20 protein-coding genes and 1 pseudogene are annotated in these 23,188 nt (G+C 41.6%); 6 read left to right on the forward strand and 15 right to left on the reverse strand.

What is annotated here, in order from left to right; genetic code table 11:
• Positions 1-178 precede the first annotated feature (178 nt).
• Positions 179-1,348, forward strand: a complete 1,170-nt coding sequence (locus H6G96_RS09420) for an NDP-sugar synthase (RefSeq protein ID WP_190911208.1) — start codon at positions 179-181, stop codon at positions 1,346-1,348.
• Between the two features lie 194 nt (positions 1,349-1,542).
• On the opposite strand, the gene speA is transcribed toward H6G96_RS09420, so the two are convergent.
• Positions 1,543-3,564 carry a biosynthetic arginine decarboxylase gene (speA, locus tag H6G96_RS09425; protein WP_190911209.1) on the reverse strand — a complete coding sequence of 674 codons (2,022 nt, stop codon included), beginning with the start codon at positions 3,562-3,564 and terminating at the stop codon, positions 1,543-1,545.
• 227 nt (positions 3,565-3,791) lie between these two features.
• On the opposite strand from speA, the gene ndk reads away from it, so the two are divergent.
• Positions 3,792-4,241, forward strand: coding sequence for a nucleoside-diphosphate kinase (gene ndk / locus H6G96_RS09430; protein ID WP_190911210.1), 450 nt, complete (start codon positions 3,792-3,794; stop codon positions 4,239-4,241).
• A gap of 91 nt (positions 4,242-4,332) precedes the next feature.
• Here the strand turns inward: ndk and H6G96_RS09435 are convergent, their stop codons facing one another.
• A complete protein-coding gene (locus tag H6G96_RS09435) occupies positions 4,333-5,055 on the reverse strand; it encodes a DUF475 domain-containing protein (RefSeq protein ID WP_190911211.1) in 723 nt (240 codons plus the stop codon).
• Positions 5,056-5,327: 272 nt separating this feature from the next.
• Here H6G96_RS09435 and H6G96_RS09440 point away from each other — a divergent pair, with 272 nt between their 5' ends.
• Together H6G96_RS09440 and H6G96_RS09445 are read left to right on the forward strand one after the other, a co-directional pair.
• Complete coding sequence (locus tag H6G96_RS09440; RefSeq protein WP_069068569.1) at positions 5,328-5,564, forward strand: DUF433 domain-containing protein; 237 nt, start codon at positions 5,328-5,330, stop codon at positions 5,562-5,564.
• Complete coding sequence (locus H6G96_RS09445; RefSeq protein ID WP_190911212.1) at positions 5,561-5,734, forward strand: DUF5615 family PIN-like protein; 174 nt, start codon at positions 5,561-5,563, stop codon at positions 5,732-5,734. Before H6G96_RS09440 ends, H6G96_RS09445 begins: the two co-directional genes overlap by 4 nt.
• A 21-nt stretch (positions 5,735-5,755) precedes the next feature.
• On the opposite strand, the gene H6G96_RS09450 is transcribed toward H6G96_RS09445, so the two are convergent.
• From H6G96_RS09450 to H6G96_RS09475, 6 genes are all read right to left on the reverse strand, one after another.
• Positions 5,756-7,147 carry an EH signature domain-containing protein gene (locus tag H6G96_RS09450; protein WP_190911213.1) on the reverse strand — a complete coding sequence of 464 codons (1,392 nt, stop codon included), beginning with the start codon at positions 7,145-7,147 and terminating at the stop codon, positions 5,756-5,758.
• Positions 7,148-7,160: 13 nt separating this feature from the next.
• Entirely contained in the window at positions 7,161-7,814 is a 654-nt protein-coding gene (locus H6G96_RS09455; RefSeq protein ID WP_190911214.1) for an OmpA family protein, read from the reverse strand.
• A gap of 21 nt (positions 7,815-7,835) precedes the next feature.
• The gene (locus H6G96_RS09460; protein WP_190911215.1) at positions 7,836-10,154 is read right to left on the reverse strand and encodes a hypothetical protein; all 2,319 of its coding nucleotides are present in this window, start codon (positions 10,152-10,154) and stop codon (positions 7,836-7,838) included.
• A 25-nt stretch (positions 10,155-10,179) separates the two neighbouring features.
• Positions 10,180-10,527, reverse strand: a complete 348-nt coding sequence (locus H6G96_RS09465; RefSeq protein ID WP_199339463.1) for a hypothetical protein — start codon at positions 10,525-10,527, stop codon at positions 10,180-10,182.
• 926 nt (positions 10,528-11,453) lie between these two features.
• Positions 11,454-11,612 carry a hypothetical protein gene (locus H6G96_RS09470; protein WP_190911302.1) on the reverse strand — a complete coding sequence of 53 codons (159 nt, stop codon included), beginning with the start codon at positions 11,610-11,612 and terminating at the stop codon, positions 11,454-11,456.
• Positions 11,613-11,640: 28 nt separating this feature from the next.
• Positions 11,641-12,378, reverse strand: coding sequence for a Ycf66 family protein (locus tag H6G96_RS09475; protein ID WP_190911216.1), 738 nt, complete (start codon positions 12,376-12,378; stop codon positions 11,641-11,643).
• 216 nt (positions 12,379-12,594) lie between these two features.
• Between H6G96_RS09475 and gndA the strand changes: the two genes are divergently transcribed.
• A complete protein-coding gene (gene gndA / locus H6G96_RS09480; RefSeq protein ID WP_190911217.1) occupies positions 12,595-14,025 on the forward strand; it encodes an NADP-dependent phosphogluconate dehydrogenase in 1,431 nt (476 codons plus the stop codon).
• 116 nt (positions 14,026-14,141) lie between these two features.
• Here the strand turns inward: gndA and H6G96_RS09485 are convergent, their stop codons facing one another.
• The 3 genes from H6G96_RS09485 to cax all read right to left on the reverse strand — a co-directional run bounded on the left by H6G96_RS09485 (position 14,142) and on the right by cax (position 17,081).
• Positions 14,142-14,504, reverse strand: coding sequence for an inorganic pyrophosphatase (locus H6G96_RS09485; RefSeq protein WP_190911218.1), 363 nt, complete (start codon positions 14,502-14,504; stop codon positions 14,142-14,144).
• 31 nt (positions 14,505-14,535) lie between these two features.
• Positions 14,536-15,675, reverse strand: coding sequence for a serine/threonine-protein kinase (locus tag H6G96_RS09490; protein WP_190911219.1), 1,140 nt, complete (start codon positions 15,673-15,675; stop codon positions 14,536-14,538).
• A 314-nt stretch (positions 15,676-15,989) separates the two neighbouring features.
• Positions 15,990-17,081, reverse strand: coding sequence for a calcium/proton exchanger (cax, locus tag H6G96_RS09495; RefSeq protein ID WP_190911220.1), 1,092 nt, complete (start codon positions 17,079-17,081; stop codon positions 15,990-15,992).
• Positions 17,082-17,604: 523 nt separating this feature from the next.
• Between cax and H6G96_RS09500 the strand changes: the two genes are divergently transcribed.
• Complete coding sequence (locus H6G96_RS09500) at positions 17,605-20,322, forward strand: DUF3536 domain-containing protein (protein ID WP_190911221.1); 2,718 nt, start codon at positions 17,605-17,607, stop codon at positions 20,320-20,322.
• A gap of 245 nt (positions 20,323-20,567) precedes the next feature.
• Here the strand turns inward: H6G96_RS09500 and H6G96_RS09505 are convergent, their stop codons facing one another.
• From H6G96_RS09505 to H6G96_RS09515, 4 genes and pseudogenes are all read right to left on the reverse strand, one after another.
• A complete protein-coding gene (locus H6G96_RS09505) occupies positions 20,568-21,320 on the reverse strand; it encodes a PEP-CTERM sorting domain-containing protein (RefSeq protein ID WP_242063211.1) in 753 nt (250 codons plus the stop codon).
• A 218-nt stretch (positions 21,321-21,538) separates the two neighbouring features.
• Positions 21,539-21,772, reverse strand: coding sequence for a hypothetical protein (locus H6G96_RS41215; protein WP_242063212.1), 234 nt, complete (start codon positions 21,770-21,772; stop codon positions 21,539-21,541).
• A gap of 36 nt (positions 21,773-21,808) precedes the next feature.
• Positions 21,809-22,054, reverse strand: a pseudogene (locus H6G96_RS09510) (HNH endonuclease).
• A 7-nt stretch (positions 22,055-22,061) separates the two neighbouring features.
• Positions 22,062-23,159, reverse strand: a complete 1,098-nt coding sequence (locus tag H6G96_RS09515) for a Gfo/Idh/MocA family oxidoreductase (RefSeq protein WP_190911222.1) — start codon at positions 23,157-23,159, stop codon at positions 22,062-22,064.
• Positions 23,160-23,188 lie beyond the last annotated feature (29 nt).

The following is a 23,188-nucleotide window of genomic DNA, read 5'->3' on the forward strand; positions in this document are numbered from 1 at the left end:
AATCCGAGTAAATTGAAAAGATAAGCGATCGCTTGTCATCTAAGTATACCTATGGTTGTAATAACCACTAAATTCCTGTTATCCCTGTTGAAGGGATGACTTAGAGCAGAAATAAAAACTGATGATTAAGTCTCACTTGATAAAAGTAAACTGGCTTGTGGTTGAGGAATAAATTCTTATGAAAGCGATGATTCTCGCGGCTGGCAAGGGTACTCGCGTACGTCCGATTACCTATACAATTCCTAAACCAATGATTCCCATCCTGCAAAAGCCAGTGATGGAGTTCTTGCTGGAACTGTTACGCCAACATGGATTTGACCAGATTATGGTCAACGTTAGTCATTTGGCTGAGGAAATAGAAAACTATTTTCGTGACGGTCAGCGGTTTGGGGTGCAGATTGCCTATTCCTTTGAAGGGAAAATTGATGATGACGGTAAACTGGAAGGCGAAGCAATAGGATCAGCTGGAGGGATGCGTCGCATTCAAGACTTCTCACCGTTTTTTGATGATACCTTTGTAGTGTTGTGCGGTGATGCTTTAATTGATTTGGATTTAACTGCGGCGGTTAAATGGCATAGAGCTAAAGGCTCGATCGCTACTATTATCACGAAATCTGTCCCCAAGGAAGAAGTTTCTAGCTACGGTGTGGTGGTCACTGATGACGATGGCCGTGTTAAAGCTTTTCAAGAAAAACCTTCAACTGAAGAAGCCCTCAGCACCAACATCAACACAGGTATTTATATCTTTGAACCAGAGGTGTTTAACTATATACCTTCTAATATCGAGTACGACATTGGTGGCCAGTTATTCCCTAAATTGGTAGAAATCAAAGCTCCCTTTTACGCCATCCCTATGGACTTTGAATGGGTAGATATTGGTAAAGTACCAGATTATTGGCGGGCGATTCGCGGTGTACTGCTGGGTGAAATCAAGAATGTGCAAATTCCTGGTCATGAGGTCGCCCCTGGCATTTACACTGGCTTAAATGTTGCGGTGAATTGGGACAAAGTGGATATCACAGGCCCAGTTTACATTGGTGGGATGACGAGAATAGAAGACGGAGCTAAAATTGTCGGCCCAGCAATGATTGGCCCTAATTGTTGGATATGTAGTGGCGCAACAGTGGAAAACAGCGTGATTTTTGAATGGTCGCGCCTGGGGCCAGGAGTGCGTTTAGTCGATAAGCTGGTGTTTGGACGTTATTGTGTGGATAAAACTGGCGCTGCAATAGATGTTCAAGCGGCTGCTTTAGACTGGCTGATTACTGATGCTCGTCAGACCCCGCCATCACATACTCCTCTTGAGCTACAAGCGATAGAGGAATTGTTGGGGACAAACGCAAGTTAAAGTTAGGAGTTAGGAGTTAGGAGTTTCGAGTTAGGAGTTTGGAGTTTGGAGTTTGGAGTTAGGAGTTAGGAGTTTCGAGTTTGGAGTTTGGAGTTTAGAGTTTGGAGTTTGGAGTTTGTGTTTTTCTCTTCACTTCTAACTCTTAACTTTATTCCTAACTCTTCACTCCTAACTCTTAACTTTTTTCCTAACTCCTAACTATTTAGATACGTGTATCTTCTAAGACTCTGCTCGTAGGTTTGCAGCAGTCGCTGAGATTCTGCTAAGGTGATACGCTTTTCTTCTAACGCTTTCTCGCAACGCTGGCGAATGTTTTCCACCATATCTTCAGAGTCATACTGAACATAGCTCACTACTTCGCTCATGGTGTCACCTTTGACAACGTGTTCAATCTGGTAGCCTTTGGGCGTTAACTGGATGTGAACGGCGTTGGTGTCGCCAAATAAGTTGTGCAAATTGCCCATGATTTCTTGGTAAGCTCCATTTAAGAACATTCCCAAATAATAGGGTTCTCCGGGTTTGTAGGTGTGTAGTTCTAAAACCGATTTGACATCGCGCAGGTCAATAAAGCGATCAATTTTACCATCACTGTCGCAGGTGAGGTCTGCTAAAATTCCTCGCCGGATTGGTTCTTCATCCAATCGGTGGATTGGCATGATCGGGAATAGCTGGTCGATCGCCCAGCAATCTGGTGCCGATTGAAATACTGACATATTGACGTAGTAGATGGAAGCCATGATTTTTTCTAGGTCTTCGAGTTCATCTGGTACGTAGTCTTGCTGTCTAGTGATTTTCAAAATTTTCTGACAACAAGCCCAGTAAAGGCGTTCGGCTTTGGCTCGTTCTCTGAGGCGTAAAATTCCTAAGTTGAAGCGGCTGATAGCTTCTTCTTTGAATTGCGCCGCATCATGATAGAACTCTTGATAGTTCTCTTGGTTGATGGATTGGTAAGTTTCCCACAGGTAATTGATAATGGGGGATTCTCCCTCTTGTGGAGGTTCTGGTGCATCGAGGGGGACATCGCTAGTACTGAGAACATCAAAAATCAGCACCGACTGATGGGAAGCGATCGCTCGTCCACTTTCACTAATCAGTGTTGGTACGGGAATTTGGCGCTCTGCACAGGTATCTTTTAACTCTGCCACGATGTCGTTGGCATAGTTTTGCATATTGTAATTTTTCGATGCATAGAAGTTGGTTTGGGAGCCATCGTAATCTACGCCTAAGCCACCACCAACATCAAGGTATTTCATATCTGCCCCCAGCATGGCTAATTCCACATAAATGCGGCTGGCTTCTTGGATGGCATCTTTGATCACATTAATGGCAGAGATTTGTGAGCCGATGTGGAAGTGCATCAATTGCAAAGAATCGAGCAGATTAGCTTCTCGTAACTTATCAACAGCCTCGATTACTTCAGGCATTGTCAAACCAAATTTAGCGCGATCGCCACTAGAGGTTCCCCAACGTCCCATGCCTTGGGTACTGAGTTTAGCGCGAACCCCTAATATCGGCTTAATACCTAACTGGCGATTGGCATCAATTACCAAATCAACCTCTTCAATCTGTTCTAAGACGATGATTGGTGTTTGCCCTAGTCTCTGGGCTAACATTGCCGTTTCGATGTATTCTCGGTCTTTGTAGCCGTTGCAAACTAACAATGCTCCTGGTGTATCCAGGACAGCCAGAGCAATCATTAATTCTGGTTTGGAACCTGCTTCTAAGCCAAATTGATGGGGTTTGCCAAACTTGACTAAATCCTCAATCAAATGTCGCTCTTGGTTGCATTTGACGGGGAACACGCCACGGTATACGCCAGGGTAATTATAGCGGGCGATCGCTTTGGCAAAACAAGCGTTCAACCGTTCAATCCGGTCTTCTAAAATATCGGAAAAGCGAATCAACATGGGAAGTCCCAAGTTGCGCTGTTTCATGGCATTGACCAATTCAAACAAATCAAGAGATCCCCCGCGATCGCCCTTGGGTGACACGGTGACGTGACCAGCAGCGCTAATAGAAAAATAAGGTTGTCCCCAACCTTCTATCCGGTATAAGGCTTCACTATCCTCAATTTTCCAGGAGCGAGGTAAATCTCCTGTGGTAGTAGTACTACTAGGTGGTAACAGTTTTTTTTGCTTATGATTTTTCACTTCTTTGTGTCCATTGGACGGTAGCTGTACCACCTCGTCAGATGTAGCAGTTGGATCAACACCCATTTCTTCCTAACCTCTGTTTTTCACCCACGAATTAACAATTTAACGCATTCATTTGGGAACGTATATGCACCCAAAGATAATTTCTGAGATAAACTCTGATTGGTCAAGAGTCATGTGTCATTAGTCATTAGTCATTGGTCATTAGTGGAAAACCCTTGGACTTAAGACAGAGGATGACAAAGGACAAATGACAAAATAAAAAATTCATTAAGTTTTTGGAGATAGCTTTGGAACGTACATTCTTAGCAATTAAGCCAGATGGAGTACAACGGGGATTAGTGGGCGAAATTATCCGCCGCTTTGAAACTAAAGGTTTTACCCTAGTTGGTTTGAAGTTCTTGAAAGTCAGTCGGGAATTGGCTGAACAACACTATGATGTTCACCGGGAACGTCCCTTTTTTGGCGGTTTAGTAGAATTTATCACTTCTAGTCCAGTAGTGGCGATGGTATGGGAAGGTGATGGCGTTGTTGCATCTGCTAGAAAGATTATTGGTGCGACGAACCCCTTAACAGCAGAACCGGGAACGATTCGGGGCGATTTTGGACTGAATATTGGTCGCAACTTAATCCACGGTTCTGATGCTCAAGAAACCGCGCAACGGGAAATAGCCCTATGGTTTAAGGATGAAGAATTAGTGAATTGGCATCCACACTTAACGCCTTGGTTGCGCGAGTAATCAAAGTTAGGAGTTAAAAGTTAGGAGTTAGGAGTTGAAGATTCATAACTCCTAACTCCTCACTCCTCACTCATCACTCCTCACTCCTAACTTATTTAGAGACTTCGCTCTTCTGCGGTTCTACTTGGGTCAATTCAGTGCCAACACGCTTGGAAAAGCCCCAGCCCAAAATTAAGAAGATGGCAGTAATCATGATCCATTCTGGTGGAACTAAATTATCGTTCACCACTTTCAACAACAAGCGCAAGCCTACCAACGCTACAGTTACATAGCCTGCGTCTTCTAGGTTTTCATATTCGTCTAGCCAACGGATAAACAATCCCGCCATAAATCGCAGCGTAATAATACCAATTGTTGCACCCGTCAGCACTAGCCATTTTTCTTGAGAAACTGCGATCGCAGTTGTCACGCTATCCAAAGAAAATGCCAAATCTGTAAATGCAATCACAGGTATCGCTTGCAACAATGAATTAAAACGCGGCCCGTGATGGTGATCGTCTTTGGTTTCTTCCGAGGTAAAGTGTTGGAATACCAACCACAGTAGATAAGCAGCGCCCAATAATTCAAATTGCCAGAATTGTTGTACCCAAGTGGCAGTGAGAATCAGGCTGATTCGCAGCACATAGGCAACGACTAAACCAAAGTTCAAAGCTCTACGCTCAAGTTCTTCGTCTTCCAGCCCGCGCGCGATCGCAGCCAGAGCGATCGCATTGTCGGCAGATAACAGCGCCTCTAAAAGCACCAGGATCAGCAGAACTATAAGGGCTTCAAGGCTGAAATGAAAGTCGAGGTAATCAAAAATTCGGTCTAGCATTCCGGGTTTCTCAAGCAGAAAAAATTAAAATTTGACAAGAACAGAGATTTATATATTAAAAATCGCAATAAATTGCCACTCTAATCCAGCTTAACGTGCTTGTGGTGGATTTTGAAGAGGGTTGAATGGATGCTATCGTAATTCAAGTGGGGGAACTTGCGTATAAGTCAATACATCCAAAGTTCTAACATCTAGCTTAAGGCGATCGCAATGGATTGTTGTCAGTTCGCATCTAAAATTAGAAGATGAGAACAAAAATATGGCAAGAGTTTATGGATAACACACTTCTACAACGCATCACTCATAATCCAAATATCTGCCACGGTAAACCCTGCATTCGAGGACTTCGTTATCCAGTTGAGTTTATTTTGGAACTGCTCAGTTCTGGCATGACTACTGAAGAAATATTGGCAGATTATGACGATTTAGAATCTAAAGATATTTTGGCTGTTTTGTTATTTGCCGCTCGACTCAGCCAAGTCAAAAGCATTCATCGAATCGCCTCATGAAATTTATTGTCGATGCTCAGTTACCAGTTCGTCTTGCCCGTTTTCTCAAAACTTCAGGTTATGACACGATCCACACCAGAGACTTACCAAACTTCCAATCTGTAGTTGAATTGTTTAAGCAGCATTCCTATATTGAAATAAATCAAGACACCATTATTGTGCATCAGTAGTCTGTATGAAAATTTCTAATATCACACGTAGGCTCTAGCTTCCCGTTCTAGATACTCAATTTCTCTTTTCCACCGCTCAAGCTTGTTTTCTCGCTCTTGTAATTGATCTGCTGTAGGCTTTCTGGAAGGCTGGGTATTTGGATTAGGCAGAATTCCATGATTTTTAAGCCAAGTTGGGGAAAATTCCTGCACCTGCCAAAGATAAACATGATCGTGCTTATCGCCACCCATACAACGAATCCGCTTGACTGAAAGTCTGGATTCACCAAAAAAGATTTGCTCATTCCTGGAATTTTTTGGAAACAGGCGCGTCTCACTACCTCTTCCACGAAAGAATTCGATTACAAACCACTCACCAAAATCGAATATACAAACCTCTGTCGGGTCGCTACCATCATCCTCCAATAGATCAAGATTACCTTGGGTTTGAGAGGCTATAGCAATTTGTGATGCCATAGGTAACAAAATACGAAGCCGTTCAAAGCGGTTACTGTAATCAGCCCAAAAATCTCTGCGTCTACATAGCTGATTTGACTCGAATTTTTGTAAATTTAGATTGTTCAATATTAGATTTACTAACTTTTGGAAATCACCATAATTGATACCTCCAATTAACTCTCGAAGTCTTCGCCTTGCTGGCTCTGAAAGTTTATACCAATTATCCCCATTTATATAGTTATTTCGCAACCAATCAACCAGTAATGAATGATTGCTAGCTATATCATTGGAAACATTAGTTAGTAAATGATTCACAGCTTTTATTTGCTGACTCTCTGACATTTCATCCAAACAACTTAACAACCATCTTACTTGCTGCTGATTTGGAGAGCGAATCGTAGTAAAATAAGGAGTTATATCTTCTATGAAATTGCTGAATAATGGAATCCAATTAGGTAAATCTTCTTTGATTATGTTTAGTAATTCAGTTCGATTAATACGCTGTTCACAAGCAATTTTTGCTAATTCTATACCTGCTTGTATACTGCAAAACGCCCGGATAATTTGAACTGTTAGCAGGTGACTAACTAAATCAGAATTAGCAAAAATATCAAAAGATTCAGCTAAAGACTGTGCTAACACCTGTTCTTGCCAATCACCATAATAAATAGCTAAACGCCACAATAGCTGATGTTGTAGCCATGAGTTATAAATTGCTACCTTCCAAATCGCTGCTGATGTTTTCCTAGATCGGTCAAGATTTTGCTGATCCCACTGTGCTTTAGCATGGATGCAATAAACCCAATCCAACGGACTTACTTGATCATCTTTACCCTGTTCAATAGCTTCCAATATTTTATCAACGCTTGGTATTGATATTGTTGCATCTGGTAACTTACTTGCAAGCTGAATAAGTTGATTAGGACTACACTGGGGAGTTTCAGGTAGGGAAGGAATGGAAAACGGATAATTCAATGTTTTAGCTCCTTTAAAGAGAGGTTTTGACGATATCTTTTTTTAATTCATCACTACGGAACTGAAAGCGGAAAACTACTTTGCGATCGCCTGGATTATCACGTTTTTTGTCAGATTCAATTTCTCCCCGACCAGCAGCTAATATTTTCTGGCTTAAAGGTGCTTTGGTAGGGAAATTCATATCATAAAAAATGTAGTTGTAAACTGATGATGATCGCAACAAGCTTAGTTGTAGATTAGTCTTGTCGTCTCCATCTGAGCTAGTGTGACCTTCTATAACTACGCGGCTAATTTCCTGCTCAAATTCTGGTTTTGAGAAAATAACCCCACTGTAAACAGGAATAAAGCGGCGTAAGAAGGCTTTACCTTCTGGTTTAAGTTCTGTACTTCCTTTAGCAAAAAGAATTGATTCTTGTATACTGATATCCCCAGTTTCCGGGTTAACTTTGACATTAATATTGTTGCTTTTCATCTGTCCCACAACATTACCAATTACTACCCGTTTTGGTACATCCTTTTGTGCAAGCTGGAGTAGTGCAGTAATAAATAGCAAAGCAAAAAACATTAGTAAACCAGACATCAGATCGCCAATAGACAGATATATACTAGAATCATCATCATCGGCAATTTCTGTATCAACAAATTCGTCGCTGATAAAATCAGCCATTTTAATTACTCCATTAATAATTTAATATTTTTTATTTGCTTCTAACAGCACTTCTGCTGTTTTTAGTACATCTCCGCAAACTCTAGCCATAGACTTATCTGCTTGTTGAAAAAAGCTTACCTGTAAGTCCACAGTCCTTTGCATAGAACTTTCAAGGTGACTCTGCCAAGACTCAAGGCTACTGTTAAATGTTTTATTCAAATTTATATATGAATTATCTACTATTTGCACTTGCTGACCAATTCCGCTTGCAAGCTTTTCTAGTTGAATCAGTCGTTGTGCATCGTTTAATCCAGCCGCACTAACTAATTTGTTAATTTGTTCGACAGATGTCTGAATTTTAGTCATACTTTTGTCTACTTCTTGAGTCAATTCACTACGTCTTTGAGATTCCTTTTGGAAGACTTGATCTAGATTGTTCACAACCCCAGATAATCCATCTCTTTGTTTGCCTAGCGTCCCCTCAAGTAAGTTGTTTTGTTGTTGAAAGAATATCTGCAAATTTGTTTGATATTCTTCCCTAAATCTTATCAAATCATCTTCTACTGTATGGCGAGTTGCTGTGAGTGTCGCATCAATATTTACTAAAGTAGCCAGAAGATTATCCTTCGCATCATTCATCAATCCAGAAGCTTGATTACCCACTATTTGTAGAGTATTAGTTTGCTCATGAAAGGTTCTATTTGCTTGGGTGAGAATTTGGATAATTCCAGTCCGAGTAGCTTGAAGCATCTCCTGTTCTACTGCTGCGCGTTCTTGTAGTGCTTTTTGCAGTTCCTCTCGAATTCCCCGGAAGGTAGCAGCAGCTTGTACTGCACTGGCTTCAAAAGCACTTCGCTGGGCTATCATTCCTTCGATACTTTGAGCTACACCTCGATTAATTTCGTGAGATGTTTGTTGTATAACTCCTGTAGTTTCAGTTTGGAATTGACTCAAAGTTTGTCCCATATTGTTAGCAAATCGTTGAAGCATCTGCTGTTCTACTATTGCGCGTTCTTGTAGTGCTGTTTGCAGTTCCTCTCGAATTCCTCGGAAGGTAGCAGCAGTTTCTACTGCACTTTCTTTAAAAGCACTTCGCTGGGCTGTCATTCCCTGGATACTCTGATCTACAGCTCGATTAATTTCGTCGGCTGTTAGTTGTAAAACACCTCTTGTATCTGTCTGAAATTGATTGAGAGTGTATCCCAGGTGGTTAGCGAATACTTTAAGTTCTACCAAAGTTTCTTTTTGAAATTTCTCAATTGTCAGGATGGAATTTGCCAAACTTTGAGATATACCACCCAATTCTCTATGTAAACTCAGCACAGCTTCGGAAGCTTGTTGGGTTAACTCTGCACTTTTATCTAGTCGATCTGCAATGGGTTCGAGTACCTGAACTCGCATATCCTTAATGAGTTCTTCTAAAACTCTCTGCCCCTGATTTTCTTGGAGTTCTCGAAGTTGTTTCTGTTCTTTGAAAATTGCTTCTAAAGCTGGAAATATCTGCTGACGCACGGCTAAACCAATAGCTTGGGCTGATAATTGATTTAACCCGTCGAACTGTTCTGCTATGCTCTTACCTACAGATTTACCAATGGCTTCAGCACTCAGTTGGTTTAACCCAGCGAACTGTTCTGCTATGCTCTTACCCACAGATTTACCAATGGCTTCAGCACTCAGTTGATTTAACCCTGACAAATTATTTCCAACACGGATAAATGCTTCAACTAGATCACCATTGTTATTGTCTGTTGTTTTTAAGGTTGCGATCGCTTTCAATTTCTGACGCAAACTATCACGCCGTTTTTGCCTTAGCGAATCGCACCCAAACAAAACTAGAGTAAACAAGCTACCAGAACCAAGCCCCATCAAGGAAGTAGAAAAAGCTGTTTTCATTCCTACCAGTAGCCCTTTACTAGCAGTCATCAATTCTTTAGGATTTTCTGTAGATAAATTAATTCCTTGTAGTCCCTGTTGTATACCATAAAAGGTTCCTAGAACGCCAATTGCAGTACACAAGGTTGTCACAAAGCGCAGAGAACTACGAGGTATGGGATGGACTAAGACAGATGGATATTTTATCAGTATGAAATTACCATCTTGTTGTTTGAATCTACTAAAGTCATCGGTTCCTAGATGCTCTTTTAACCAGGGGCGGACTTTGTCTAAAAGCTTTACATTTTTACCCTTTTTCAAATTACTCAAAAATTTAATCGAGGTTCCAGTTATGCCACACTCTGAGTGCCAATACTGCCATAATGTGTAAAACTCAACAATAATTGCGGCTACTAATACAAAAGCAGTTGCCCAATGAAAAGGTTCGCTATCCCAAATAATATCCCAAACTTTTGCTATTTCCACACTTAATCCCTCTTGTTTCTCTTGGTTATATCTTTGTGAATTTATCTAATTCTTTATTCGTAAGAACTTCTTCAGCTATCCGTATTGGGAGATGCTCTGCATACAAGCGTTCTCTCATAGGTTCCCGAAGGCATAAGCTATAAAGTCGCTCCCCCTCTGCCTTTTTATCCTCAATTAAATAAACCTGTTCTGGTGCATAGCTTCGCAACAAACGCACCTGCAAACAGGTTTTTAAATCCCGCGAAGAAATAGATAGAGGTGAATCTTGTCCAAATAATTCACAAGCCACTTTCCAAGCGTGGTTAACCGCCACAATTTCGTTAACCAATTTTTCCACCGAGGGGTACAATATTTTTGCAGTTTCATTAATCAATACTTTTGACCTACTTGCGTGAGCTTCAATAGGTCTATAGTTCCCAAAATGGGAACTTTTATTTAACTTTTATTGGTAAATCTATTTTGATAAAAGTAGTTTTTGATGCCAAACCACTCTTTGGGCGTTGAAAAAATATAGAGTGTGTTATTGCTTTTACTGTGTTAGCGGATGCTGTTGGCGAAAGTTCTCTGCTTAAAATCAGATGTACTCTTTAAGGAAACAGTTTCAACCTGAATAACAATTACTTCAGCATTGATAAGAAAATATTTAATCTTTGTAAGAAATGCTTAAACCTTTCTTATAAATGCTTTAACGCGAGTAACAATTGGTTCAACATTGATAAGAAAATATTTAATCTTTGTAAGAAATACTTAAGCCTTTCTTATAAATGCTTTAACGTGAGTAACAACTGCTTCAACATTGATAAGAAAATATTTAATTTTTGTAAGAAACACTTAAGCCTTTCTTATAAATGCTTTAACGTGAGTAACAATTGTTTGAACATTGGCAATAAAAAATTGAATTTTTGCAACAAATACTTAGGGTGTGTGCAATTGAGATACCTCACCTTGATTGGACTATGTAAAATTTGTCCCTTTCTTTAGTAACGAGCCGACTTTTTACGGCATCTGGAAAACCTCACTTCTATTTCTCTCTTCTAAAAGGAGAGAGACTTTGAATTTCCCGCTTCCCGCATCGGGAAGCAGGGTGGTTTCATACAAGCGGAGAAAAACTAAAACTGCGTTTCAAAGCCTCTCCCCCGGTGGGGGAGAGGTTTGGAGAGGGGTAAAAAGCTATGCCACAAAACCAGAAATCAAGACTTATGCATTTTATTTTTCTTTTTTTGTATGAAACCACCCTGCCGCATCGGGAGGGGTTAGGGGGCTAGGTTTTTCGTGGACTTTTCCACATAACGTGAAAAGTCAAAGTAACGAGAGGGATGTCTGATAAAACAGGGTGAGGTTTTTTACTGCAAAATCAAACAGCGATCGCTCTCCTAAATGCTGTCTTATCTTCACAGCTAGACTATCATTACTTACCAAAAATTCTTTAATAGCATTTTGAGTGAAACCCAGCCTCATCTAAGGTTAACGCTGAGTTTCACTGCATTCAACTAGCTTGATTTGGCGGTATTTCTTCAGGTGGCGTTTCCGCCGGGGGAGCTAGTACCGCATCCGGCGCTATATATTCTACGGGAATCGGTTGCTTATCATCAGTTTCTGCATCTGGTTGCGCTGCTTCCACCAATTCAGGAGATGGGGGATGTGGTGGAATCGCTTCCGGTACACTCTCGGTTTTGGCTTCGGTGTCAGTAGTAACTGTCTCCTCTGCTGGTTTTTCTGGTATGGCAGTAGTTTTGTCGATAATCTCAACAGTAGGTTTCTCTGCTATTACAGAGGTAATGTCTTCAGGTTTGGGGGTTGTAGGTGTTTTTTTACTCCCAGTCTGTTGTACCTTGTTTTTCACACCACTGAAGGTGCTACCAAGACCTTTTTGCAACTGGCCTAGGCGTTCCTGAAGGGAGAATTTATTTACCTGTTCTTGAATGCCAGTTTTCACTGTCTCAGGACTGGGTACTTGAGTTTGTTGTACTTGCGGGGTTAGTTGGCGACGTAATGATAGAGTTTGCCAGCCAAACCAGACCAATAAAGCCACACTAGCTATATGACCCAGCAACAAACCTCCAGTAATGCGTGGTGCAAACACCCATAAAACTAGGGCGTAAAATAGTCCTACACCACTCCAGATAAAGTCATTCTTGCGGTGGATTTCTGGAAAAAAGAAAGCTGCTATATAAATGGCTAAACTACCAATACCGACCACCAAAGCTAGGACAAATGCCAGCATTATTTGGTTACTCCTTACTGCGTCCTTTGACTATTTCAATTTTGCAAATTTTGTCAGTCAATTGTTGATTTAGATACAATTTAAAATTAATTAGCCGTGTTAGTTGCGGATTTTTGCCCTTTATTCAAGTCTTAAGGTCTTCTTTAGGGGAGAACGGAAAATATCGGACTACCCTTAAAGGTAAAAGGATCTGCAAGAGTTAGCCAGAAATTTTTTATGACACTACAAAGCTTTGGTGTGATTGGATTAGCCGTTATGGGTGAGAACATCGCTCTAAACGTGGAGCGCAATGGCTTCCCAATTGCAGTTTACAACCGCTCCCGAGAAAAAACGGATGCGTTTATGGCGCAGCGTGCTACAGGACGGAACGTCAAAGCCGCCTTTACCTTGGAAGAATTCGTTGCCTTATTGGAACGTCCCCGCAAAATCCTAGTAATGGTGCAAGCTGGTAAACCAGTGGATGCGGTGATTGCTCAACTCAAACCCTTGTTAGAGGAAGGCGATATCATTATCGACGGTGGCAACTCTTGGTTTGAAGATACGGAACGACGCACTCAGGAATTAGAACCCGCAGGGCTTCGGTATCTTGGTATGGGTGTCAGTGGCGGTGAAGAAGGAGCGCTAAATGGGCCTTCACTGATGCCTGGAGGTACAACAAGCTCTTATGAGTATCTATCGCCAATTTTCAACAAAATTGCTGCCCAAGTCGATGATGGCCCTTGTGTAACCTATATTGGCCCTGGTGGTTCTGGCCACTATGTCAAAATGGTACACAACGGTATTGAGTATGGCGATATGCAGCTAATTGCTGAAGCCTACGACTTGCTGAAAAATGTCGCTGGATTAGACCATAATCAGCTACATGAAGTGTTTGCTGAATGGAACACCACCGATGAACTCGATTCATTTTTGATTGAGATTACGAAGAATATCTTCCCATATCTTGACCCAGAAACAAATAAACCCCTGGTAGATTTGATTGTTGACGCAGCCGGTCAAAAGGGAACTGGACGCTGGACTGTGCAAACAGCATTGGAATTGGGAGTCTCTATTCCCACAATTACAGCAGCGGTTAATGCCCGGATTATATCTTCTATTAAAGAGGAACGGGTTGCAGCGTCTAAAGTCCTCACAGGCCCCAGTGGCAAATATGACGGGCAAACCAAGGACTTTATCAATAAAGTACGCGATGCTCTCTATTGCTCAAAAATCTGTTCTTATGCTCAAGGGATGGCGTTGCTATCCACAGCTTCAAAAACATATAACTGGAATTTGGATCTGGGCGAAATGGCGCGGATTTGGAAAGGTGGTTGTATTATTCGCGCTCGCTTTTTGAATAAGATTAAAAAGGCTTTTAGCGAAAATCCAGCTTTGCCTAACTTGCTGTTAGCTCCCGAATTTAAGCAGACAATTCTCGACAGACAGACTGCTTGGCGGGAAGTAATTGCTACAGCTGCAACACTGGGAATTCCAGTACCCGCATTTAGCGCATCCTTGGATTATTTTGACAGCTATCGCCGCGATCGCCTGCCTCAAAACCTAACTCAAGCACAACGCGACTACTTCGGCGCACATACCTACCTGCGTCTTGATAAGCCCGGAAGTTTCCATACTGAATGGGTTCCCATTGCTGAAGCTAAGAAGTAAATTTTCACACACCTACATCAGGATATTGTGAAAGGTTAAAAAGTTTCAGAATACAGTTTTAAGGGTGGCTCTGAGTTTCAGAGTCACTTTCTTTTTAGAGAACTCCAAAAAATAAATTATCCAATTTTTTGGATTGTGCGTACTAATAGTACTGCTGATTGTGAACCAGTCTTGTGGATGTTAAGGATATCTTGAGTTTCTTGAGACGTACAACCTAGAAGTATCTTTATTTCTGAATCCTTCTTTTCGGAATCGATACAACAGATAATTGCAGTTACTTTCCTCTCAGATAAGCTTCCTAACCAGACATCAATACCGCCTTCATCTCCAGAACTAGTGTTTTCTAGATATCCATAATCAAGTGGATAAACAAAAGATGGATATCGGGGATGTGGTGTTCCTTTTGGGCGATCTATCTTTAAATTACAAATAGCTACAAGCCGCTCAAGCTGGAGCCAGAAATTATTATTTTTTATCATGAGATATACTTATTCTTGATAAAAATTAATTTTAAGGGTTATTATTACCAAGATATTTGGCTTTTAATTCTTCTAATTCTTTATCTATCTCATTTTTACTAGAAGGCTGAGATGTAGGGGTTGATGCTTGTATTTTATGTGGTTGAGGTTTATTACTACCCAAAAACTGGGTTTTCATTTGTTCTAATTCTAGATCAATTTGACTAGGAGATGGCGATACAAAAGCAGGTGGAGAATTAGGTGGCGATTGAGGAATAGGTTTTGGTGAAATCGATGGCGTGGCTGCTACTTGCGACTGTTGATTTAAATCTTTGAGAACTTCATCTACTGTTTGATAACGCCGAATTGGAATACTCTCTAACATTTTGTTGAGAATGCGACTCAACTGATTACTAACAGGAGTTTTCAAGTATTGCTGCCAAACCCAAGTATCGTTGTTGGTATCATAAGAATCGAAAGGCGATCGCTGGGTTAATAAATTAACACAAGTAGCACCCAAGCTGTAAATATCGCTGGCAAAAACAGCCCTACCTCTCATTTGTTCAGGGGCAACATATTCTGGACTACCAATACTAGTACCAGTTTGATTTAAGGCAGCACCAGTGGCAGATTTAGCAGCACCAAAATCTACTAATACTAGTTTGCGATCGCTCTCGCGTAAAATAATATTTTCTGGCTTAATATCACGGTGAATTACTTGTCTAGCGTGGCAAAATTGCAAAACTGACAATAAATCATTTAATAGCTGCCGGATTTGTATTTCATTGAAAGCACCTCTATGTGCCAATTTCTGGGCTAAGTTTTGCCCGTCGATAAATTCTTGTACAAGATACTGTCGGTTTTCTTGGGTAAAATATGCCAGTAGTTCGGGAATTTGGGGATGTTTGCCCAATTCATCTAACTGCACCGCTTCTTGGTTAAATAACTCTACGGCTTTGGCAAGCGTATTAGTGCCTTGAGATTGGGGATAAAATTGCTTAATTACGCAGCGTGGCTTTGAGGGTTTATCTTCATCCACAGCTAAGAAGGTTTTGCCAAAACCACCTTGCCCGATTGGTTTGATAGCACGGTAACGTTCTTTGAGAAGTAACTTGGAACCGCAAGCCCGGCAAAACTTGACATCATGAGGATTTTCAGGCTTGGGACAATGAGGATTAAGGCAGTAGCTCATACAGGCGATCGCTCTTATATCTCTTTATTTTACTGGCGTTCAGGGTGGGAACTTCCGCAAATCCGTTAAACTATGAGCGATGTCTACGACGGGCTACTCGGCCTCGCACTACTAACTAGTAAAATGTCTAAGCTCGTTTTGAGAGTTTGTACTAAGCACAAAGCGTGCTTAGAAGATAAGGACTAAATAAAGTCCTTACTACAAACTTTTGACCAAAAATAAAAAGGTACAGAGCAAGTAAATTTATTTATGGGGTTTCCCCCTGCTCCCTGCTCCCTGCCCCTTTTCCTCTTTCTGACTTCTGCCCTGCGTTACTACCCGATACCTTCTATAACTGGATGGAAGTAAAAGGCGAATCCCAACACTGTATAAGCAGCTAATAATAAAGTCCCTTCCAGCCAATTGGATTTACCATCAGAACTAATACTGTTTGCAATCAAGACTGACGCAACCACAGCTACTAATTCAAAGGGTTGGAAATCTAAATCCATTGGTTGTCCCAATATCCGCCCAGCTATAACTAACACAGGCGCGACAAATAGGGCAATCTGCATACTTGATCCCACAGCTACCGAAAGGGAAAGATCCATCTTATCTTTCATTGCCACGGTGACTGCTGTAGCGTGTTCAGCCGCGTTACCGACGATGGGAACCAAAATCACCCCTGTAAACAGTGCCGTCAAACCTAGCTGAGATGTGGCCACTTCTAGAGAATCAACTAACATTTCTGACTCAATTGCCACCATTAAGGTACATACTAGCAACACGCCAACCCACAACATCATATTTGGTTTAGCATGAGGGGTTTCCTCTTCTTCTGTCTCCGCTACACCCACATCATATAGATAAGAATGGGTTTTCATCGAAAATAGCAGTGTTAGGGCGTAAACCAGGATTAACACCACAGCAACAGCAATAGAAAGATTTTGCAGTGTTTCTTCGTTAATTCCTTGAGAGGTATAATTCATTGCCGTTGGCATCAACATGGCAATCACCGCTAAATTCATCGAATCAGCATTCACCCGCGCCACAATTGGCTGAAATGTCTGTTCTTTGTAGCGCAGTCCCCCCAAAAGCATGGAAAAACCCATCACCAGTAGTAAGTTACTAATAATCGATCCCGTGATACTGGCTTTGACTACATTTATGAATCCAGCATTCAGCGCCACTAGGGCGATGATTAGTTCCGTAGCATTGCCAAAGGTGGCGTTTAACAAGCCCCCCATTGATGGCCCCACTACAACAGCAATTTCTTCTGTGGCTGTACCCATCCAAGCTGCTAAGGGCAGAATTGCCAATCCAGCTGTAATGAAAACTATCAATTCTCCCCACTCCAGAAAGTGGGCTGCTAGAGAAACTGGGATAAATAGTAATAAAACCAGAAGAATAATGTTTTTAGTTGACATTTGTTGCCTTGGTATGAAGGTATCATTCACAGCGATAAATCCTAAATTTTAAATTTGGAGTGTTGAATTAACCATTACTTTTACTCAGCACTCCAATAGGATACTCTCAACCGCCTGTAGAGCAATTCAGAAATTGTACTGTTTTCAGTTCAATCCTCTGTATGTAAAATAAGATTGCGATTTAAGGAGTTTTCGTAATTTTTTGTTGCAAAAGTATGAATTTGAGCCAAATTATTACACCGAAAATGGGTTTTAATGTATTAAAAGACAATTAAAATTTTGATTGGCGCTGCTAACGAAAAAACCCCTAACTGAATCTTTGTTGAGCTAATTACTTTGAGCCTTCAGGGAAAGGGCTGTGCGATAACGCAGATTTCCCACTAGAATAAGAAAGATTTGTCAATAATTTGGTTGGATTCCATAGTTGTTGTTTATACCGGATTTTGTGCTCAAACTATTGTAGAAAGCTTTACGCACAATGTTTTCGGTGCAACTGCAAGTTTTTTGTTTTGGATAAATATACATGACTTCTGCTGCTGAAATGCCAGCTAGCTCTGGCTCAACGTTAACATTACATTCAGATCCCAAAAACACTAAAGAAACCGATCCCCTGAGAAAGGCTAATGGTGTTTATGTGACGGTGCATGGTCATTTTTACCAGCCACCAAGGGAAAACCCTTATCTGGACGCAATTGAACGCCAACCGAGCGCTGCACCTTTCCATGACTGGAATGAGCGGATTCATTGGGAATGCTATCGTCCAAATGCTTTTGCCAGAGTCTTAAATGACCGAGGCGAAGTGGTGAAGATCGTCAATAATTACGAGTATTTTAGTTTTAATATTGGTCCAACGCTGATGTCGTGGCTAGAACGCTACGATGTGGAGGTTTATCAGCGGATTTTAGAGGCGGATGCCAAGAGTAGCGATCGCTTGCATGGTCACGGCAATGCGATCGCGCAAGTATACAATCACATCATCATGCCTCTGGCAAACGAACGCGACAAATATACCCAAATTCGCTGGGGTAAAGAAGACTTCCGCTCTCGCTTTGGCCGCGATCCCGAAGGGATGTGGTTAGCAGAAACAGGTGTGGATTATGCCACCCTAGAAGCTCTTGTTGCTGAGGGTATTCGCTTTATTATCCTTGCACCATCTCAAGCACTGCGTTGTCGTCCTGTCCCCACTGAAGATCATCCCAATCCTGAATGGCACGAAGTCGGTGGTAGTCAGATTGATCCCACCCGTCCCTATCGTTGTTATTTGAAGCCCACACTAGACACTTCATCTTCACCTCTGAGTGCAATCAAAGAGGGGAATGGGGATAGTAACCACTCCTCCCCCTACATTGATATCTTCTTCTACGATGGCCCGATATCGCGGGATATGGGTTTTAGTGATGTTGTTTATAATGCTAGCCGCTTTGCTGGACGTATCGGTTCGGCTGTGCGTGGGGATCATCGGCCAACACAGTTAATCTCTGTGGCAACGGATGGCGAAACCTTCGGACATCACAAGAAGGGAACTGAAAAAACTTTAGCCTACGCCTTTACTAAAGAGTTTCCTCAACAGGGTTGGACGGTGACGAACTTTGCCCATTACCTCAGCTTAAATTCTCCCGGTTGGGAAGTGGAATTAAAATCAGTCACAGCCTGGAGTTGTGCCCACGGTGTAGATAGGTGGCAGGATGACTGTGGTTGCGGTGGAGAAGGCAGCATTTGGCATCAGAAATGGCGTCGTCCCCTGCGGGATGCCCTAAATTGGCTGCGGGATCAGCTAACTGAGGTGTATGAAGAACATGGTAAGCAATTATTTCGTGATCCCTGGCAAGCACGAGATGAATATATCCAAGTAATGCGCGATCGCACTGCTACCAATGTCAACCGTTTCCTAGCCCGTCATCAAACCCACAAACTAACCGCAGCCGAACAAGTAGACGCACTACGGCTATTGGAAATGCAGCGTCACGCTTTGTTGATGTTCACTAGTTGCGGTTGGTTTTTTGAAGAAATTTCCCGTCCAGAGGGGACACAAATTCTGCGCTACGCCGCCCGTGCTTTGGAATTGGCAGGGGAAGTGGCTGGTGTGCAGTTGGAAAAGGGCTTCGTCAAACGTCTTGGTTTAGCCCCCAGCAATGTGGATGACTTCAAACACGGTGGCGAAATTTATCGGCAACTCGTGTTAACTGCCCAGCTTGGCTTTAAGCAAGTAGCAGCCCATTACGCCATTACTTCCTTATTTACCAATCACAAACCAGCAGAAACGCACAATTCTTTGCCTAGAAAAGATGCTGCGGACAAACAGTCTCAGCGTTACCAGAAAAAGGTTTATTGCTACGCTGCTAATGAGCTAGATTACCAACTGCAACGCATGGGATCGCTAACTCTGGCTGTGGGGAATTTAAAGCTGGTATCAGAGATTACTTGGGAAAGCGAACATTTGGTATTTGCGGTTCTCCATTTGGGAGGCTGGGATTTCCATTGCTGTATTCAACAATTTACTGGGCGGCGTGACTACAGCCAATTAAAAGAAAAGCTGTTCGGCGCACTAAAACAAGCTAGTGCAGCTCATACTATCTTGGCGATGACACAGCTATTTGGCGAAGAAGCTTTCAACTTGCAAAATCTATTTGCTGAAGAACGCCACCGGATTATGGGGCTGCTTAGTCAGGAAACGCTGACACGTTTAGGACAGTTGTATACCCAAGCGTACCGTGATAATTATGGTGTGCTGATGGCGTTTCATCGAGATGAAATAGCAGTACCGCAAGAATTGCAGGTAGCAGCCGATATTGCTTTGGGGCATCGCTGTTTGATGACATTGCGGTCGCTTGAGCAAGATATCGCTGATCCCCAAAAGAGTTGGAGTCACATATTAGAATTAGAAGCGATCGCTACTGAAGCAAAACATCTGCGTTGTCGGCTGAATATTCCCGATGGTAGGCAGACGTTAGAACAGTTAATTGCGCGATCGCTCTGGCAATTGTTGCACGATGCCAATGGTAGCTTTAATGCAGATATCCAGCTATTGGAACGATTGATTGATGTCGGGGATCAACTAAATATTGATGTTTCTCTACAGCGATCGCAAGAACTCTATTTTAGTTGTCTGCAAAGTCAGATAGCGCCTGTGTGTATTACTAGCCTTGGGAATGAAGCAGATAATCAGTGTCTTCAGTTGCTCAAGTTGGGCAAAAAGTTAGCCGTTGATGTTAGCGTGATCTCAAATCAGTTAGGGATGTAGCGCATCACAGCCATGCATTGCTGTCAACTTAAATCAGAACCTCGTTCCTAGTTAAAGATTGGGAACGAGGTTATATCAAATTCGGTTAAGTCAGTTGAGATAAAAATTTCACGTAGAGAGAAGGGGAAAATTTTCCCCTTTTCTTTTTAATTTCTTTTACTTAACCTGAGTTCGGGTTCTGATAAGTATTCCTTAAGGTTGCTTGTGTTGACTTATTGCCATCTTTTCTGCGTTCGCTGATGGTTTTAAGAAACTTTTTCGAGCTTATTATCAGTTAATTTGGATAGCTTTTTACGTTTCAATACTAAATGTGTGCTAAAAGTGCCGAGAGCAAGTAAGGTCACGATAGATGTGGGTTCAGGGACACTGATTATAGTTGCAGAAAACCTAATGGGTAATTCACTATCTTCTGTTCCCAAATTTTCAAAACCTGGTGTCAACGGTGGTGCAGAAAAAACCTCTAAATAACCAGGTGTCGGCAAGAAACTAGCAAAAAAAGGACTCACAAAGTTTCCTCCTGATGTGGAATAACCAAAACCATCACCCGTTAACTGTTGACTATTAGGACTAATTAAATTATCAACATTAAAAGGTTCGTTTCCTGGGATTGGAGTCCCTGCGGGTTGTAAACCAGTAATTGTTTCACCATTACGTGTACCTGTAATTCCAGAAATTAAGTAATAACCTAATTCGTTAGGGGTGTCATTAGTGGTGAAAGTTCCGTTTGCCTCTATACCAGTACCAGAATAATTCCAGTTCCAATTTATTGCAGAGGCGGTTTGCATTGTTCCAAAAACTAAGCCAAACGTGGTAGTCAGGGCTGTAGCAGATAGTAGAGCTAGATTTTTCATAGAGGTCGTTAGTGCGATTGCTTTCAACATACCAAGGATGATCCTGGTTCTTGTAGAGAGTTCCCATGTATTATACGGAAACTGGTGCTGACTTTTCCCGTTATCTCCTTGATTGAGCGTAGATGCTTTGCAGCTTGTCGCAGACATCGCTTGACTTTTCCCCTAGCCCAAAGCCCTATTCTCTCGCAATTGTCAGTAATCTTAATTTATTGAGAATAAAATATAGTCTGAAACTCTTGTTGCTTAGTTGTTTCATGACTTAACGGGAAAAGTCAGATTGAGAATAGATTAAAACAGAGCTTTGGACCGAACAATGACAAATCAAGGGTTTTGAGGATTTATTATCCCGAACTCAGGTTACTTAACTAGCGATCGCAATGATAGGGATAAAGCCACTCACACCTGAAAAGTCCGTGGGTATGTTTCTCAAAAAAGGTTCCTGCATGGCGGCTACGTGATATATCGATCCCAGCTTTCGTTTTAATCTCATATAACCAAGGAAAGGATACTACTAAAACAGCTATGACCGCGAAGAGATAGAGAATCGTAGTTTTAATATTGAAGAATCTGAGAGAATTGCTATTGTGATTTTGAGGCATGAATCGTGAGAAATTAATAGCTCATCCAATCCTAACCTAAAGTTTAAAATATTGCTGGAAGCGGGAATCAACGTTGCTTGATTTCTGCTGATTGCACGTTAAACAGAGGGTTTGTAGATTGCTAATATCATTTTGACCACCACGAAAAAGGGGAATGATATGGTCAATACTGAGGTTAGTTTCTCCAGTAGTTTTGCCGCAGCTTTAGCATTGATATTTGTAATGTTGAAAAACATATTTCTTCACTTCTGGCGGGATACGAATGCGGGGAGTTTTGCTCATTTTCTCTTTAGTTGCTAATAAACTCTTCCAAGCTTGGTACATCTACCCAACTTGCTTTTGTATGAGATTCATGGGATAAATCCATCAACAGCTGAGAATAAATTCCTTCTCGTAGCGATGGTGTAATTTCTTGATTGCGGTCAATTCCTTGCACCCATTGGTCTACTACGCGGATAAATGCTGAAATGCGCCCATCAGCATAATTTTTGGGAAAAATTAACCGATTCGGTATTTCTATTTCTGTTAAAGGTTTACCTGGCTGGGAACCCCAAACACGAAAACCATGTATATAATCTTTTTGATTTTCACTGCCCACAATTAATGTACCGCGATCGCCATATACTTCTACCCAATGGGTTCTGGGTGCATGAACAACTGCACTAATAGAAAGTTGGCAAGGTGTACCATTCGCTAATTCTAGGGTTAATATACAGTTATCATCTGTATTAACTGGCTTATATTCCCCACTAACAGGGTCGACTCGTGTGGGAATCGCAGTAGTTAAGTGGGCGTTTAATCTACGGACTGGCCCAAATAACCAGTGAATGTAATCAAAGGCGTGAGAACCCAAAGATCCCAATGCACCGCCTCCTTTATCCTTGTCAGAATACCAATTCCAAGGGCGTGAAGTATCAGCACGAGAAGAACCTAACCAATCAATTTTAATTAGGCGCAACTTACCCACATAATTTTCTGATAATAGTTCAGCAAACAACTGCCATGCTGGTACAAAGCGAAATTCAAAGTCTACAGTCGCAATAACGCCTTTTGCTTTAGCTAACTGATAAAGTTCTTTAGCTTCAACTGCATTTAACGCTGTGGGTTTTTCTAGTAATAAATGTTTCCCAGCTTGCAATACGGTTTTTGCCATTTCATAGTGCAAAAATGGCGGTGTAGATATACTGACTGCTTGCACTTCTGGTAATGCCACAATATTAGCAAGTGAGTCGGAGGCGTGGTGAATATTATAGGATTCTGCTATGGCTTTAGCTTTATTTATATCTCGGTGATAAACAGCAACTACCTCAGTTTGAGGATGTGCTTGAAATCCCGGTATGTGGACTTTTTTACCAAATCCAGTGCCTGCGATCGCAACTCCAATCATATAATTTTTATTCCCTGATTTCTGTGATA

Source organism: Nostoc sp. FACHB-892, from assembly GCF_014698795.1.
In the GTDB taxonomy this organism is placed as follows: Bacteria; Cyanobacteriota; Cyanobacteriia; order Cyanobacteriales; family Nostocaceae; genus Nostoc.

Bases quoted from the DNA above. Each gene is read 5' to 3' on its own strand.
- gndA (WP_190911217.1), top strand. From the start codon at position 12,595: ATGACACTACAAAGCTTTGGTGTGATTGGATTAGCCGTTATGGGTGAG.
- H6G96_RS09485 (WP_190911218.1), bottom strand. From the start codon at position 14,504: ATGATAAAAAATAATAATTTCTGGCTCCAGCTTGAGCGGCTTGTAGCT.
- speA (WP_190911209.1), bottom strand. From the start codon at position 3,564: ATGGGTGTTGATCCAACTGCTACATCTGACGAGGTGGTACAGCTACCG.
- H6G96_RS09435 (WP_190911211.1), bottom strand. From the start codon at position 5,055: ATGCTAGACCGAATTTTTGATTACCTCGACTTTCATTTCAGCCTTGAA.
- H6G96_RS09440 (WP_069068569.1), top strand. From the start codon at position 5,328: ATGGATAACACACTTCTACAACGCATCACTCATAATCCAAATATCTGC.
- H6G96_RS09475 (WP_190911216.1), bottom strand. From the start codon at position 12,378: ATGCTGGCATTTGTCCTAGCTTTGGTGGTCGGTATTGGTAGTTTAGCC.
- H6G96_RS41215 (WP_242063212.1), bottom strand. From the start codon at position 21,772: ATGCCTCAAAATCACAATAGCAATTCTCTCAGATTCTTCAATATTAAA.
- cax (WP_190911220.1), bottom strand. From the start codon at position 17,081: ATGTCAACTAAAAACATTATTCTTCTGGTTTTATTACTATTTATCCCA.
- H6G96_RS09505 (WP_242063211.1), bottom strand. From the start codon at position 21,320: ATGTCTGCGACAAGCTGCAAAGCATCTACGCTCAATCAAGGAGATAAC.
- H6G96_RS09515 (WP_190911222.1), bottom strand. From the start codon at position 23,159: ATGATTGGAGTTGCGATCGCAGGCACTGGATTTGGTAAAAAAGTCCAC.
- H6G96_RS09420 (WP_190911208.1), top strand. From the start codon at position 179: ATGAAAGCGATGATTCTCGCGGCTGGCAAGGGTACTCGCGTACGTCCG.
- H6G96_RS09455 (WP_190911214.1), bottom strand. From the start codon at position 7,814: ATGGCTGATTTTATCAGCGACGAATTTGTTGATACAGAAATTGCCGAT.
- H6G96_RS09500 (WP_190911221.1), top strand. From the start codon at position 17,605: ATGACTTCTGCTGCTGAAATGCCAGCTAGCTCTGGCTCAACGTTAACA.
- H6G96_RS09470 (WP_190911302.1), bottom strand. From the start codon at position 11,612: ATGAGGCTGGGTTTCACTCAAAATGCTATTAAAGAATTTTTGGTAAGT.
- H6G96_RS09490 (WP_190911219.1), bottom strand. From the start codon at position 15,675: ATGAGCTACTGCCTTAATCCTCATTGTCCCAAGCCTGAAAATCCTCAT.
- H6G96_RS09445 (WP_190911212.1), top strand. From the start codon at position 5,561: ATGAAATTTATTGTCGATGCTCAGTTACCAGTTCGTCTTGCCCGTTTT.